Consider the following 15997-nt stretch of genomic DNA (forward strand, 5'->3'; position numbering starts at 1 on the left):
AACGTCGGTAAATGAAGGGCGGGCAAATCATGCGGAAAACGGCAAGATCGATGCGAACGCAGCGCGCGGCACGGGCCCGGTCGCGGCGTTCCTCCCTGATAGACGAACGGGCCGCGCAAATATTTAGCCGTGCCTTCAAAAAATGCATCCGTTCGGGTTTTACGCGCAAAACGGTAAAAAATCGGCCGCGCCGTTCGTCACACCAGTGAAGCCGCCCCATGCGGCCCCGAGACTTGGCCGAAGCGGCCGGACCGAAGGACTTCACGCACATGACGAGTTTCCCGACTGCGCTGCATCACCGAATTCGCGAACTGGCGCGCCGTGCGCCCGACGCGCCCGCGCTCGCCGCGCCTTTCCAGAACGACCTGCGCCTGTCGCGCGGCGCGCTCGACGCGCGTGCGTCGCACCTTGCCCGCCGGTTGCGCGCGGCCGGTGTCGGCGCGGAAGTGCGGGTGGGCGTCTGCGTCGAACGCTCGTGCGAGCTGTTCGTCGCGCTGCTTGCCGTGCTGAAGGCGGGCGGCGTATTCGTGCCGCTCGATCCGCGTCATCCGGCCGCGCGTCTGGACTGGATCGTCCGCGATGCGCAATTGCGCCACGGGATCGTCGATGCGGCGGGCCGCGCGGCGCTCGGCGCGCCATTCGAACACGCGTTCGACGCGATGTCCGCGGATGCGGGGCCAGCCGCCTTCGCCGACGACGAGGATGTGCCGGTGCATCCGCGCGCGGCGGCCTACATGATCTATACGTCGGGCTCGACCGGCACGCCGAAGGCGGTGGTCGTCGAGCACGGTCCGCTCGCCGCGCATTGCGACGCGCTCGCGGCCACGCTGCCGATCGAGGGCGGAGACCGCCTGCTGCATTTCGCGTCGGTCAATTTCGATGCCGCGCACGAATGCTGGCTCGCGCCGCTCGCCGTCGGCGCGAGCGTGGCGATTGCGCCGCCGCAGCCGTTCGCGCCGGACGCCGCCCATGCGCTGATGATGAGCGAATCCATCAGTGTCGCCGCGTTTCCGCCCGCGTATCTGCGCGAATTCGCGGCCGTCGCCGCGCGCGACGGCGTGCCGCCGGCGTTGCGCGTGCTCGCGTTCGGCGGCGAGGCGCTGCCGCAACAGGCATTCGAATTCGTGCGCCGCACGTTCCCGTCGGTTCGCCTGATCAACGGCTACGGGCCGACCGAGGCCGTGATCTCCCCGATGCTGTGGCCGGTCGAGCCGGGTGAAATGCCGGTGCTGGCCGACGACGATGCGTATGCGTCGCTGCCGATCGGTCGCGCGATCGGCCCGCGCGTCGCGCGCATCGATGGCGGCGAGTCCGGCGAACCGGGCGAGGGTGGCGAGCTGCTGATCGGCGGCGTATGTCTCGCGCGCGGCTATCACGGCCGCCCGGCGCTGACGGCCGAACGCTTCATTCCCGATGCGCACGGCGAACCCGGTGCCCGCGTGTACCGCACCGGCGACCTCGCACGTCTGCGCGCCGATGGCGCGTTCGATTATCTCGGCCGTCTCGACGACCAGGTCCAGGTGCGCGGCGTGCGTGTGGAGCCCGCGGAAATCGCCGCGTGCCTGCGCGCGCATCCGGCGGTGGCCGACGCGGCCGTGATCGCCGAAACCGGCAACGGGCCGACGCGGCTGATCGCGTGCGTCGCGCTGCGCGCGGCCGCAGACGATGCGGCGCTGAAGGCGCACGTGGGCGCGCAGTTGCCCGCCGCGTGGCAGCCGCACCGGTTCGTGCGCTGCGACGCGCTGCCGTACACGCTGAACGGCAAGATCGACCGTGCCGCGCTACGCGAGCGCATCGCTGCCGCCCGCGACACCGAACGGCCCGCGGGCGACGCCCCGCGCACGCCGACCGAGCAGCAGATCGCCGGCCTCTGGCAAACGCTGCTCGGACTCGATGCGACGCCGTCGCGCGACGACCGCTTCTTCGTGCTGGGCGCCGATTCGCTCGCCGCGATGCAACTTCAGGCCGCGATCCGCGCCGCGTTGCGCGTGAACCTGCGGCTCGACACGCTGTTCGCCGATCCGGCGCTGGCGGAGCTGGCCGCGCACGTCGATCGCGCGGAACGCGAAACGGGCGCGCCGCTGGCCCCGATTGCCGCACGCCGCGCGCCGGCCGATGCCGCCTCATCGGGTGCCCCGTACGTCGATCGCGCCGCATCGCTCGCACAGCAGCGCTTCTGGGTGCTCGCGCAAACGCGCGACGCCAGCGCCGCGTATCACATCGCCGCGCACTGGACGATCGACGGCGTGCTCGACCGCGCCGCATTGCAGCGCGCGCTCGATCACGTGATCGAGCGGCACGACGCATGGCGCACGACCCTCGTCGACAACGACGACGGCATCGTGATGCAGCGCATCCATGCCCGCTTGCCTGTCACGATCGCGACGCTCGACTTGCGCGGCCAGCCGCCGGCCGCGCGCGACGCGCAAGCCGCGCGCCTCGCCGAGCGCGACGCCGGCACGCCGTTCGATCTGTCGAACGGGCCGCTGCTGCGCGCGACGCTCGTCGCGCTCGCCGACGACCGCCACCGGCTGCTGCTGACCGCGCACCATGCGATCACCGACGGCTGGAGCTCGCGCTGCGCATTCGACGAGCTGTCGGCTGCGTACCGCGCGTATGCGGAAGGCCGCGAACCGTCGTTGCCGGCATTGCCGATCCAGTACGCCGACTATGCGGACTGGCAGCGCGACTTGCTCGCCGGCGGCGAAGGCGAGCGTCAGCTCGACTACTGGCGCGGCGTGTTGCGCGACGTGCCGGGCCCGCTCGCACTGCCGGTCGACCGCCAGCCGGGCGCGGCGCGCACGCTGCAGGGCGCACGCGTGTCGGTCCGCCTGCCAGACGCGGTCGCTGCCGACGTCCGGCGTCTCGCGCGCGACGCGCAGGCCACGGTCTTCACGGTGCTGCTGGCCGCGCTCGACGCATGGCTGTCGCGCGTGACCGGCGAGACCGACGTGGTCGTCGCGGTGCCGGTCGCGCATCGCCAGCGCCCGGAAACGCGTGCGCTGCTCGGGCTTTTCCTCAATACGGTCGCGCTGCGCGTGCGGGTGGCGCCGACGCTGCCGTTCCGCGCGCTGGTCGACGCGGCACGCACGGCGGCGCTCGATGCGGTCGCGCACCAGGACGTGCCGTTCGAGCGCGTCGTCGATGCGGTGAAGCCGCCCGTCAAGCGCGGCGACGAATGGCTGCGCGTGAAATTCGCGCAGCAGTTCGATGCACGGCACGACAGCGTGCTGCCGGGTGCCACCGCGGTTGCGACGCCGGGGCCCGATCTCGCCGCGCGCTTCGACTTCGCGCTGGATTTCACGGACGACGCGCACGGCATCGAACTGGTCGCCGCCTATGCGACCGACTGCATCGATGCCGGCACCGCGCGCGCGTGGCTCGACAGCTATGCGGCGCTCGTCGCGTCCGCCGCGCATGAACCGCACCGCGCGACGGCCGCGCTGCCGTGCGATGCGTCGCCGGTGTCGCGCCAGCCGCGCGACGGCCGTGCGCTGAACGTCGAACATGCCGACATCGTCGCCGCCTTCGCGCGGCAGGCTGCCGCGTATCCGCATCGCATCGCGCTCGCCGATGCGTCGGCGTTGCTGACGTTCGCCGAACTCGACGATGCGTCGAACCGCATCGCGCATGCGCTGAAGCTGCGCGGCGCGACGGCCGAAGCCCCCGTCATCGTCTGCATCGAGCGTTCCGTCCGCTTCGTCGTCGGCCTGCTCGGCGCGCTGAAGGCCGGCGCGCTGGCCGTGCTGCTCGACCCGGCCCAGCCGGCCGCACGCGTCGCAGCCGCGGCCGCCGATTGCGGTGCACGCTGGGCGCTCGTCGCGCAGGGGCGGGATGTCGCCGCGTGGCCGGCCGGCAACGACGCGCAGCCGCTCGATGTCGACGCGCTCGCACAGGACGCGACGCTCGCGCATGCGGCCGGCGTACGCGTCGCGCCGCATCCCGGGCAGGGCGCCTATCTGATCTATACGTCGGGTTCGACCGGCACGCCGAAGGGCGTCGTCGTGTCGCACGGCGCACTGGCCGACTACGTGCAGGGGATGCTCGACGAACTTGCATTCGCACCGGAAGCATCGTTCGCGATGGTGTCGACCGTCGCCGCCGACCTCGGCCACACGACGCTGTTCGGCGCGCTGTGCGCGGGCCGCACGCTGCACCTGCTGCCGGCCGCGTGCGCGTTCGATCCGGACCTGTTCGCACACGAGATGCGCCGCCGTGACGTCGGCGTGCTGAAGATCGTGCCGAGCCACCTGCAAGCGCTGCTCGACGCGCGCGTGCCGGCCGACGTGCTGCCGCGCCACGCGCTCGTGACCGGCGGCGAAACGCTGACGTGGGCGCTCGTCGAGCGCCTGGCCGCGCTCGCGCCGGCCTGCCGCGTGATCAACCACTACGGGCCGACCGAAGCGACCGTCGGCGCAATCGCGTGCGACACCGCGTCGATCGGCGCCGATGCGCGCGATCGCGCGAGCGGCGTGCCGCTCGGCCTGCCGCTGCCGAATGCGCGCGCGCTGGTGCTCGACGCGTTCGGCGCGTGCGTGCCGGCCGGTGCAACGGGCGAGCTGTATCTGGGCGGGCCGGGCGTGGCGCGCGGCTACCTGAACCGGCCGGCGCAGACGGCCGAGCGCTTCGTGCCCGATCCGTTCACGCCCGGTGCGCGCCTGTATCGCACCGGCGACCGCGTGCGCCTGCGCGCGGACGGCCGTCTCGCGTTCCTCGGCCGCATCGACGACCAGGTGAAGATTCGCGGCTATCGCGTGGAACCGGGCGAGGTGAGCGCGGCGGTACGCGCGGCCGGCCCGATCGCGCAGGCCGAGACGCTCGCGATCGAGCACGACGCCCGCCTGCGGCTCGCGACGTTCGTCGTGATGCGCGACGGCGCGGCATTCGACGAGCCCGCCCTGCGCGCAGCACTCGGCGCGACGCTGCCCGACTACATGGTGCCCGCGCAATTCGTCGCGCTGGCGCGCCTGCCGGTGACCACGAACGGCAAGATCGATCGCGCGGCGCTGCGCGAACTGGCCGCCGCGCCGGTGGCGGCTGCAGCCGGCGACGCGCCGCAGGGCCCGGTCGAAACGGCGCTCGCCGAAGTCTGGCAGGCGGTGTTGAAGGCGCCGCACGTCGGCCGCGACGACAACTTCTTCGAGCTCGGCGGCGATTCGATTCTGGTGCTGCAGGTGATCGCACGCGCCCGCAAGCGCGGCGTGCGCTTCACGCCGAAGCAGCTGTTCGACGGCCCGACGGTTGCCGAACTCGCGCGCATCGCGAAAACCGGGGACGTTGCCGCCGCGCCGTCGGCATCGGCATCGACATCGACATCGGCGCCGGCTCAGGCCGCAACGGCTGCCGCAGCGGCGATCCTGACGCCGGCACAGCAGCGCTTCTTCGCGCTCGGCGTGCCGCATCCGGGCCACTGGAACCAGTCGGTCGCGTTCGACGTGCGCGGCCCGTTCGATGCCGATGCGTTCGCACGTGCATTCGACGCGCTGCTGATGCATCACGACGCGTTCCGCCAGCGCTTCGCACGCGACGCGGATGGCCGCTGGCACGCGAGCGATGCGGCGAAACCGTACGACGCGCTTCCGTTCGTCGACGTCTCCGCGCGCGACGAAGCCGACGCGCTGACACGCTTCGACGCGCTGCAGCGCCGCCTCGATCTCGGCCGCGGGCCGCTCGCGTGCGCATGTGCGGCGCGGCTGCCGGACGGCGCGACGCGGCTGTATCTGGCGATTCATCACGCGATCGTCGACGGCGTGTCGTGGCGCATCCTGCTCGACGACCTGGACGCCGCGTATCGCGCCGCATGCGAGCGCACGCCGGTTCGCCTTTCCCAGCCGGGCTTGCGTGCGGATGCCTGGGCCGCGCGCCTCGCACGTGCCGCGACGGAGCCGGCGTCGCCGTTCGCCGCCGAAACGGCTTACTGGGCCGGCATGGCAGCGGGCGACGATCTCGTGCCGGATCATCCCGACGCACCGGCGACGAACGCCGACGCGGCCGTCGTCGTGCAGACGATCGACGCGGCGCTGACCCGCGCCGCGCTGACCGACGCGCACGCCGCGTATCGCACGCAGACGATCGAACTGCTGGGCGCGGCGCTCGCGCTGGCGCTGGCCGGCGCCGCGTCGTGCCGCGTCGAATTCGAGGGGCATGGCCGCGAGGCGCTGTTCGACGACGCGGACGCGAGCCGCACGATCGGCTGGCTGACGAGCCACTATCCGGTCACGCTGCCCGTCGAAGCCACCGCGCGCGACACGCTGTGCGCCGTCAAGGACACGCTGCGCGCGGTGCCGCACAGAGGGCTCGGCTTCGGCGTGCTCGCGCACTACGGCGACGCGGCGACGCGTGCGGCGCTGGCCGCCGTGCCGCGTCCGCGCGTAACCTTCAACTATCTCGGCCAGTTCGACGCACCGCGCGACGCGACGCTGGTGCCGCGCTTCGGCGGCACCGGCATCGAGCGCGACCCGCAAGGGCCGCTCGGCAACACGCTCGCGATTCACGCATACCTCGATACCGACCGCGACGGCGCACGCACGCTGAAGGTTCACTGGGTATACGGTGCGCCGCAGTTCGCGCGCGCGACGATCGACGCATTCGCGGATCGCTTTGCCGCCGCGCTGCGCGAACTCGCCGACGCATGCGCAGCGCGTGTCGCGCATCGCGGCGGCGGTGCGACGCCGGGCGATTTTCCGCTCGCCCGGGCCGCCGGCCTCACGCAGGCCGCGATCGAGCGCGCGCCGCTCGACTGGCGCACGATCGACGACGTGTATCCGCTGTCGCCGATGCAGCAGGGGATCCTGTTCCATGCGCTGTTCGCGCCGGGTCATGCAAGCTACGTGAACCAGCTCGTCGCGACCGCGACGGCGCTCGATGCCGACCGGCTCGCGGCCGCGTTCGCCGCGTCCATCGCACGCCACGACATCCTGCGCACCAGCGTGATGCCCGACGAGGCCGCACCGCTGCAATGCGTGCATCGCCATGCACGGATGCCGGTCGAACAGCTCGACTGGCGCATGCGCGGCGACACGCTGGACACCGACTTCGACGCGTGGCTCGCGGCCGACCGCGCACGCGGCTTCGACTGGCGCGAGCCGCCGCTGATGCGCCTCACGCTGATCCGCGTGACGGACGACGCGTGGCGCGTCGTATGGACGCGCCACCACGTGCTGCTCGACGGATGGAGCACGGCGCGCCTGCTTGCCGACGTGCTGCGCGACTATCGCGACCCCGACGCGGTGTCGCCATTCGCGAGCCGCCCGGCGCTGCGCTATCGCGACTTCATCGCGTGGCTCGGCACACGCGACCGCGAGGCCGACGAGCGCTTCTGGACCGGGCGGCTCGCGCGTCTCGACGCACCGACGCTGATCGCCGAGCGCGTGGCCGACCGCGCGGATGCGCAGATGGTCACGTGGCGCGCGACGATCGACGCGGCTGCGACGACGCGTGTCGCGCAAACGGCGCGTGCGCTGAAGCTGACCGTCAACACGCTGGTGCAGGGCGCCTGGGCACTCGCGTTGCAGCGCATGACGCACCAGCCGGCCGTCGCGTTCGGCGCGACCGTCGCGGGCCGTCCCGATGCGCTCGCGGACGTCGACACGGTGCTCGGCCTCTTCATCAACACGCTGCCCGTCATCACCGCACCCGCGCCGCAGCAATGCGCGGCCGACTGGCTGCAGGCGCTGCAGCGCGAAAACGCGGCTGCGGCCGAGCATGCGCACACGCCGCTCGCCGACATCCAGCGCTGGGCACGCGGCGCCGGCGGCGCACTGTTCGACACGCTGGTCGTATTCGAGAACTATCCCGTCGACGACACGGCGCACGATGCCGATCCGCGCGCGCTCGCCCTGAGCGGCGTGCGCAGCATCGAGTCGACCGACTTCGCGCTGACGCTCGTGATCGAGAGCGGCGCCGAACTGACGATCGACTACGGCTACGACACCGCGCGCGTGGATACGCACCAGGTCGAACGCTGGCACCGCGCGTTCGCGTGCGCGCTCGATGCGCTGGCCCGCACGCCGGACGCGCTGCTCGGCACGTTGTCGATCGCCGACGACGCGACGCGCGACGCACTGGCGCGCGCGCAGGACACCGCACGCACGTGGCCGGATGCGCAACGGCAGCCGCTGCATCTGCAATTCGCGGCCGCCGCACGGGCGACGCCCGACGCGATCGCGCTCGAATACGCGGATCCCGACGGTGGCGTGCAGCGCGCGACCTATCGCGAGCTCGACCTGAACACGACGCGCGTCGCCGCCGCATTGCGCCGGCGCGGCGTGCGGCCCGACACGCCGGTTGCGCTGTGCGTCGAGCGTTCGTTCGACATGGTGACGGCGCTCGTCGGCGTGCTGAAGGCCGGCGCCGCGTACCTGCCGGTCGATCCCGACTATCCGGCCGAGCGCATCGCGTACCTGCTGCGCGACGCGCGGCCCGCGGTCGCGATCACGCAGGCGCATCTGCGCGAGCAGGTCGAGGCCGCGCTCGGCGACGACGCGACGACGCAACTGCTGACGGTGACCGATCTGCTCGCGGACGAGGCAGGCGAAGTGGACGCCGCCGCCGACTTTGCTACCGACATCGACGATGCACAGCTCGCCTACCTGATCTATACGTCCGGCTCGACCGGCAAGCCGAAGGGCGCCGGCAACTCGCACGGCGCGCTCGCGAACCGCATCGCGTGGATGCAGCACGCGTACCGGCTGACGCGCGACGACGTCGTGCTGCACAAGACGCCGTTCGGCTTCGACGTGTCGGTGTGGGAATTCGTGTGGCCGCTCGCGATTGGCGCGAAGCTCGCGATCGCCGCGCCCGGCGACCATCGCGATCCGGCCCGCCTCGCGGCGGCGATCCACGCGCACGGCGTGACGGTGCAGCACTTCGTGCCGTCGATGCTGGCCGCGTTCGTCGCGTATCTCGACGACTTTTCGGCCGCCACGCAATGCGACAGCGTGCGCCTGATCGTCGCGAGCGGCGAGGCGCTCGCGCCCGAACTCGTCGCGAAGGTCGCGCGCCTCGTGCCGAACGCGACGCTCGTGAACCTGTACGGGCCGACGGAAGCCGCCATCGACGTGTCGCACTGGACCTGCGGCCCGGACGACGCCGGCGCCGTCGCGGTGCCGATCGGCCATCCGATCGCGAACCTGCAGCTGCACGTGCTCGATGCGGCCTGGCAGCCCGTGCCGGCCGGCGCGACCGGCGAACTGTATCTGGCGGGTGCGGGCCTCGCGCGCGGCTATCTCGGCCGCCCGGGGCTGACGGCCGAGCGTTTCGTGCCCGATCCGTTCGTGCCGGGCGCCCGCATGTATCGCACCGGCGACCTCGCACGGCATCGCGCAGATGGCGCGCTCGACTACCTCGGCCGCGTCGATACGCAGGTGAAGCTGCGCGGCCAGCGGATCGAGCCGGGCGAGATCGAGGCGCTGCTGCGCGCGGCGCCCGGCGTGCACGACGCGGTCGTGATCGTGCGCGACGCGCAGCTGATCGGCTATGTCGCACGTGGCGACGCGGGGCCGCTCGACCGTGCCGCCTTGCTGGATTCGCTGCGCGCACAGTTGCCGGCCTACATGGTGCCGTCGCAGTTGATCGAACTCGACGCGCTGCCGGTCACGCCGAACGGCAAGTGCGACCGCCATGCGCTGCCCGCGCCGGTGCGCGAAGCGGCCGCGGCCGTCGAACTCGCGACCGACACGCAGCGCGCGCTCGCGGCGATCTGGCAGCGCGTGCTGCACGTGGACGCGATCGGCCGCGACGACGATTTCTTCCAGCTCGGCGGCCACTCGCTGCTCGCGACGCAAGCGCATGCGCAAGCGAACCTGCACTGGGGCCTCGCGCTGCCGCTGCGCACGCTGTTCGACACCCGCACGCTCGCACGCTGCGCGGACGCGATCGACGCGGCCTGCGCGGCACGCGGCGAGACCGACGCGGCGAGCGCGATCGATGCGCTGCTCGGCGAACTGGAAACCCAATAAGGACGACGGATGACGAAGGCTCAACCCGACTGGCTCGCGCTCGCGACGCGCTTCGCGCAATTGCCCGACGCGCAGCGCGCGGTGTTCATCGACAAGCTCGGCGCGGCCGGCATCGATTTCCGCACGCTGCCGATCCCGCCGCGCACGCCGCGCTCCGAGCGCGTGCCGGCATCGTTCGCGCAGATGCGGCTGTGGCTGCACGCGCGCTTGATCGACGCGCCGGACGCCTATCACATCACCGAACGGCTCGCGCTGACGGGCCCGCTCGACGCGCATGCGCTGCGGCTCGCGTGCGATGCGCTGATCGCGCGCCATGAAGCGCTGCGCACGACCTTCGACGAAACGGAGGACGGCGTCGCGCAGACGATCCATCCGCCGCTGCGCTGCCCGTGGCGCGAGACCGATCTCGAAGCGTTGCCCGACGCGCAGCGCGTCGCGCGCGCCGAAAGCGTCGCAATGGCCGATGAAGCCGACGCGTTCGATCTCGGCGCGGCACCGCTCGTGCGTGCACACCTGATCCGCTTCGACGCGACGCGTCACTGGCTCGCGCTGACCGTTCATCACATCGTGTCGGATGGCTGGTCGTCGGACGTGATGCTGTTCGAACTCGCGGCGTTCTATCGCGCGTATGCGTCGGGGGAACCGGTGCCGCTCGCGCCGCTGCCGATCCAGTACGCGGACTATGCGCTGTGGCAGCGCCGCTGGCTCGATGCCGGCGAGCGCGATCGGCAGCTGGCGTTCTGGCGCGAGCGGCTCGACCCGCAGCGCGGCGTGCTGACGCTGCCCGGCGCGGCCGCGCGGCCCGCGCGCCGCAGCGCGCGCGGTGCACGTCACGTGTTTTCGCTCGACGCGCGCATCGGTGCGCGGCTGCGCGCGTTCGCGGCCGCGTCGGGCGCGACGCCGTTCGCGGTGTTGCTTGCAGCGCTCGACGCGCTGCTCGCGCGTGCGACCGGCGATGCGCGGATCTGCGTCGGCGTGCCGGCCGCGAACCGCGAACGCGCGGAAACGGCGGGCCTGATCGGCTTCTTCGTCAACACGCTCGCGATCGATGTCGACGTGCCCGCGCACGGCGATTTCTCGTCGCTGGTCGCACGCACGCAGCGCGCGCTCGTCGATGCGCAGATGCACCAGGACGTGCCGTTCGAGCAGGTCGTCGACGCGCTCGGCGTGCCGCGCAGCGCGAGCCACCATCCGCTGTTCCAGGTGATGGCCGCGTACGGCGAGCGCCGCGCGCTGCCGGCGCTGGGCGCGGCATCGGCAACGTTGCTGCCGTCCGGCACGCCGTCCGCGAAATTCGACCTGACGCTTTCCATCGAGGCGACGCCCGACGGCACGTTCGACGCCGCGTTCATCCATGCGCTCGACCTGTTCGACGGCGACGCGATCGCGCGGCTGGCCGCGCGCTTCGTCACGCTGCTCGCCGATGCGCTCGCGCGCCCCGACGTGCCGGTCGGCGATCTCGACTGGCTGCCTGCCGACGAACGCGCGCAACTGTTCGCGTGGAACGCGCCGGCGGGTGCGGCCGAAGCCGAACCGTTCGTCCCCGTGCACGCACGCATCGCCGCGCATGCGCGGGCACGGCCCGACGCACGCGGTGTCGCCGACGTCGATCGCGCGCTGACGCGCGGCGAGGTCGACGCGCGCGCGGCGCGCATCGCGCGCAACCTCGTCGCGGCCGGCGTGCGGCCTGAAATGCGCGTCGGCGTCGCGCTGCAGCGCTCGGTCGACCTGCTGGTCGCGCTGATCGCGGTGCTGAAGTCGGGCGCCGCGTTCGTGCCGCTCGATCCGGCCCATCCGCGCGAACGCCTCGCGCAGATCGTCGGCGATGCGGGCATCGCGCACGTGCTGACCGACGGCGCGAGCGCCGCATCGCTGCCCGAGCTGCCGGCGCTGCGCGTCTGGCGCGCGGACGAAGTCGACGCACTCGACGAAGCCGCGGACGTCGCGCTGCCGGACGTGCTGCCCGGCCATGCGGCCTACGCGATCTACACGTCGGGCTCGACCGGCAAGCCGAAGGGCGTGATCGTCGATCACGCGGCGTTCGCGCGGCATTGCGTGGCGATCGCCGAGCGCTACGGCGCGGGCGAGAACGACGTATTCCTGCTGTTCCAGTCGGTCAACTTCGACGGCGCGCACGAAGGCTGGTTTTCGCAATACCTGTCGGGCGCCGCCGTGTCGGTGACGGCCGACGTGCTGTGGCCGCCCGCGCAGACCTGCGCGATGATGATTCGCGACGGCGTGACGATGACCTACGTGCCGCCCGGCTGCGCCGCGCAGCTCGCCGAATGGGCGCTCGCGCACGGCGCGCCGCCGACGCTGCGCTCGCTGACCGTCGGCGGCGAAGCCACGTCGCGCGAAGCGTTCGCGATGCTGCGCCGCGCGATGCCGAACGTGCGCGTGGTCAACGGCTACGGCCCGACCGAAACCGTGATCACGCCGACGCTGTGGATGTTCCGACCCGGCGACGATCTCGTGAAGCTGGGCGACGCCGCGTATCTGCCGATCGGCACGCTGGTCGGCGCGCGCACCGCGCACGTGCTCGACGCGCGGCTGCATCCGCTGCCGGTCGGCGTGATCGGCGAGCTGTACCTGGGCGGCGAGGGGATCGGCGTCGCGCGCGGCTACCTCGATCGTCCCGCGCTGACGGCCGAGCGCTTCGTGCCCGATCCGTACGGCGCGCCGGGCGCGCGCCTGTACCGCACGGGCGACCTCGTGCGGCGTCGCGCGGACGGCGTGTTCGACTTCATCGGCCGTGTCGATCATCAAGTGAAGCTGCGCGGGCTGCGCATCGAACTCGGCGAGATCGAGGCGCAGCTGGCCGCGCACGACGCGGTGCGCGAAGCGTGCGCGGTCGTGCACGGGCAGGGCGCGCAGGCGCAGCTCGTCGCCTACGTCGAACTGACCGCCGACGCGCAGGCGGCCGCGCAACCGGTCGAGGCGGCGACGCTCGACGCGCATCTGCGCCGCACGCTGCCTGACTACATGGTGCCCGCTCAACTGATCGTGCTCGACGCGCTGCCGCGCAACGCGAACAGCAAGGTCGACCGTGCACGGTTGCCGGCGCCGGTGCGCGTCGAACGCGCATACGAAGTGCCGCACGACGGCGACGAAGCCGCACTCGCGGCGATCTGGCGCGACGTGCTGAACGTCGAGCGCGTCGGTCGCGGCGATCACTTCTTCGAACTCGGCGGCCATTCGCTGGCGGCGGTGCGCGTCGCGACGCGTGTGGCCGAGCGGCTCGGCCGCGACGTGCCGGTGCGCGCGCTGTTCGAAGCGCCAGTGCTCGCGCAATACGCGCGCCAGATGGCCGACGCGCCGCGCGCCGCGCACGCCGGTGCCGCTGCGCCGGGCGTCGCGGTGGTCAAACCCGATGCGCACGGCGTATGGCCGCTGTCGCCCGCGCAGCTCGGCCTGTGGTTCCTGTGGCGCGCGCAGCCGGACAGCGCCGCGTACAACATTCCGGTCGCGCTGCGCGTGCGCGGTCCGCTCGACGTCGATGCACTGCACGCGGCGTTCTCGGCTGCGGCGGCCGCTCATCCGGCGCTGCGCATGCGGCTCGTCGCGCGCGACGGCATGCTGCCCGGCCAGCGGATCGATGCTGACGTTTTCGTCGAAATGCCGGTCATCGATCTGTCGGCGCAATCCGACGCGCTCGCTCGCGCGGCGGCGCTGACCGATGCCGACGCGCTCGCGCCGTTCGATCTCGCGGCCGATGCGCCGCTGTGGCGCGCACGCGTGCTGCGGCTCGGCGCGGACGATCACGTGCTGTCGGTGACGATCCATCACATCGTTTCGGATGGCGAATCAATCGAGCTGTGGCTCGACGCGGTGCGCGCGGGCTATGTCGCGTTCGTGCGCGGCGAAGCGGAATCGGCATCGACACCGCCTCGAGACACGTCGCTGGTGCTGCCCGCGCCGTGCCACCCGGCCCGCGTCGCGTACTGGCGCGACGCGCTGGCCGATCTGCCGCCGCCCATACTGCCACAGCGCGCAAACGCGCCGGCCGTCCCGCAATGGCGTGCGGCGCGCGTCGCGTTCGAATTCGATGCATCGCTGATCCGAGCCGCGCGCGCCGCCGCGTCCGCCGCGCACGCGACGCTGCCGATGCTGCTGCACGCGGCGCTCAACACCGCGCTGTTCCGCGTGACCGGTGCGGCCGATCAGCCGGTCGGCGTGCTGGCGTCGACGCGCGAGCTGACGGGCGATGCCGCGCGCGATGCGCTCGGTCTCTTCATCAATTCCGTGGTCGTGCGCACGCGGCTCGACACGTCAGCCTGCCGCTCGGACGTGCTCGCGCAGGTGCGCGATACGGCGCTCGCCGCGTATGCGCATGCCGACGTGCCGTTCGCCGACGTCGTCGCCGCGCTGCGCGCGCCGCGTGCCGCAAACGCCAATCCGCTGTTCCAGGTGATGTTCAACTACCTGCGTCCGGCCGGCGTCGCCGCCCGCGACTGGGCCGGCCTGTCGCTCGCCGGGTTCGACGACGTGCGTCATCGCGTCGTGTTCACGCTCGAGCTGGACGTCGTCGAGCATCCGGACGGCCGCGTGAGCGCCGCGTTCTCGTACGCGGACGAACTGCTCGACGGCGCTTTCGTCGACGCGCTCGTCGACCTCTATCACGACGAAGTCGCGCGTTTCGCCGGTGCGCCGGAAGCGGCGCTCGGCGCGCCCGACGCGCAGTTCGCCGCGTCGGCGGCGGTTGCAGTCGCACCGGCCGGCAGCGCGGCGACGCGCGTCACGGCGGCATCGCGCGCGCCGGACGCCGCAGCCGCGCTCGCCGCGCTGTGGTCGAACACGTTCGCGGCGGCCGCGCCCGCACCCGATGCCGATCTGTTCGAAGCCGGCGCGACGTCATTCGACGTCGTGCGCTTCGTCGACGCGGCCGGCCGCGCCGGGCACGCGCTGACGGTGGCCGACGTATTCGCGTCGCCGACGCTCGCGGCGCTCGGCGCGCATCTCGATGCGTCGGCCGAAACGGAGCAGGAGGTGCGCGATGCTGGCTGAAGTGCGTCCGGACGGATTCACGATGCCGGACACGTGCCGTCTCGCGTTCGCGGACGGCCTGTTCGCCGCGCGCGACGATGCGGAGATCCGCGTCGCGCAGGGCGACGGCATCGGCGCGCAGCTGCTGCGCGCGCAGCTCGCGGACGACGGCACGCTGCGCCTCGTCGCGTACAACCATCGTGCGGCGCCCGGCGACCAGCGCCGCGCGTTGCTGGCCGCGCTCGCCGCCGCGTTTTCCGACGACACGCGCCGTGCAGCGATCCGGCTCGACCCGGCCGCGTGGCCGGCGGTCGCGCTCGACGCGCTGCGCGCGAGCGGCGTGCTCGCCGACGGCGGCCTGTGCATGCGCGAAGGCTGGGCGCAGCAGGCCGATCTGTGGCGCGTCGGCACGCCGCTGCCATGCGCGACGCTGCCGATGCTGACCGACGGCCGGCGGCATCCGCGCCGGCCGCCCGCGCCGCGCGGCGACGTGTATGCGCGCGACCTGCCTGCACTCGGCGTGCGCTTCACGCTGCGCGGCTGGCAGCCGGGCGAGGACGCCGCGCGCCTCGCGCACTGGTTCGACGAGCCGCGCGTGCGCGACGGCTGGCCGGGCACGCAACCCGGCGTGGACGGCACGGCGCCCGATGCCGATCCGCACGTGAGCCCGCTCGTCTGCTGCTTCGACGGCGAACCGTTCGCGTACGTCGAGGCGTTCTGGCTGAAGGAAGACCCGCTCGCGCCGCACGTCGGCGCGCGCGATTACGACCGCGGGCTGCGGATGCTGGTCGGCGTATCGCGCTGGCGCGGCCCGCATTGCGTGGCGGGCTGGCTGCCGTCGGTCGTGCATTACCTGTTTCTCGACGATTCGCGCACCGAAGCGGTCGGCTGCGCGGTCCCGGCCGGCCGCGCGCGGGTCGTCGACACCCTCGCGCGGCACGGCTTCGCGCGGCAGCGCCGCCTGGCGCTCGCCGACGGGCAGCCGCTGTGGATGCGCACGCTGCGCGAGACCTTCTTCTCCGGCCGTCACGTCTGACGGGCCGGATTCACCGACA

At 72.7% G+C, this 15997-nt stretch carries 3 protein-coding genes; all 3 read left to right on the forward strand.

Annotated features, from left to right (window positions below):
• Positions 1-269 precede the first annotated feature (269 nt).
• The 3 genes from ACV22W_RS11235 to ACV22W_RS11245 are packed head-to-tail and all read left to right on the forward strand — an operon-like array spanning position 270 to position 15978.
• The gene (locus ACV22W_RS11235; RefSeq protein ID WP_448019178.1) at positions 270-9959 is read left to right on the forward strand and encodes an amino acid adenylation domain-containing protein; all 9690 of its coding nucleotides are present in this window, start codon (positions 270-272) and stop codon (positions 9957-9959) included.
• A gap of 9 nt (positions 9960-9968) precedes the next feature.
• Positions 9969-14963 (forward strand): amino acid adenylation domain-containing protein, encoded by a 4995-nt coding sequence (locus tag ACV22W_RS11240; RefSeq protein ID WP_448019180.1) that lies wholly within the window; start codon positions 9969-9971, stop codon positions 14961-14963.
• Positions 14953-15978: a GNAT family N-acetyltransferase gene (locus ACV22W_RS11245; RefSeq protein ID WP_448019182.1), complete on the forward strand. Its 1026-nt coding sequence runs from the start codon at positions 14953-14955 to the stop codon at positions 15976-15978. Before ACV22W_RS11240 ends, ACV22W_RS11245 begins: the two co-directional genes overlap by 11 nt.
• The last annotated feature ends 19 nt before the right edge of the window (positions 15979-15997 follow it).

Source organism: Burkholderia sp. AW49-1 (genome assembly GCF_053427845.1).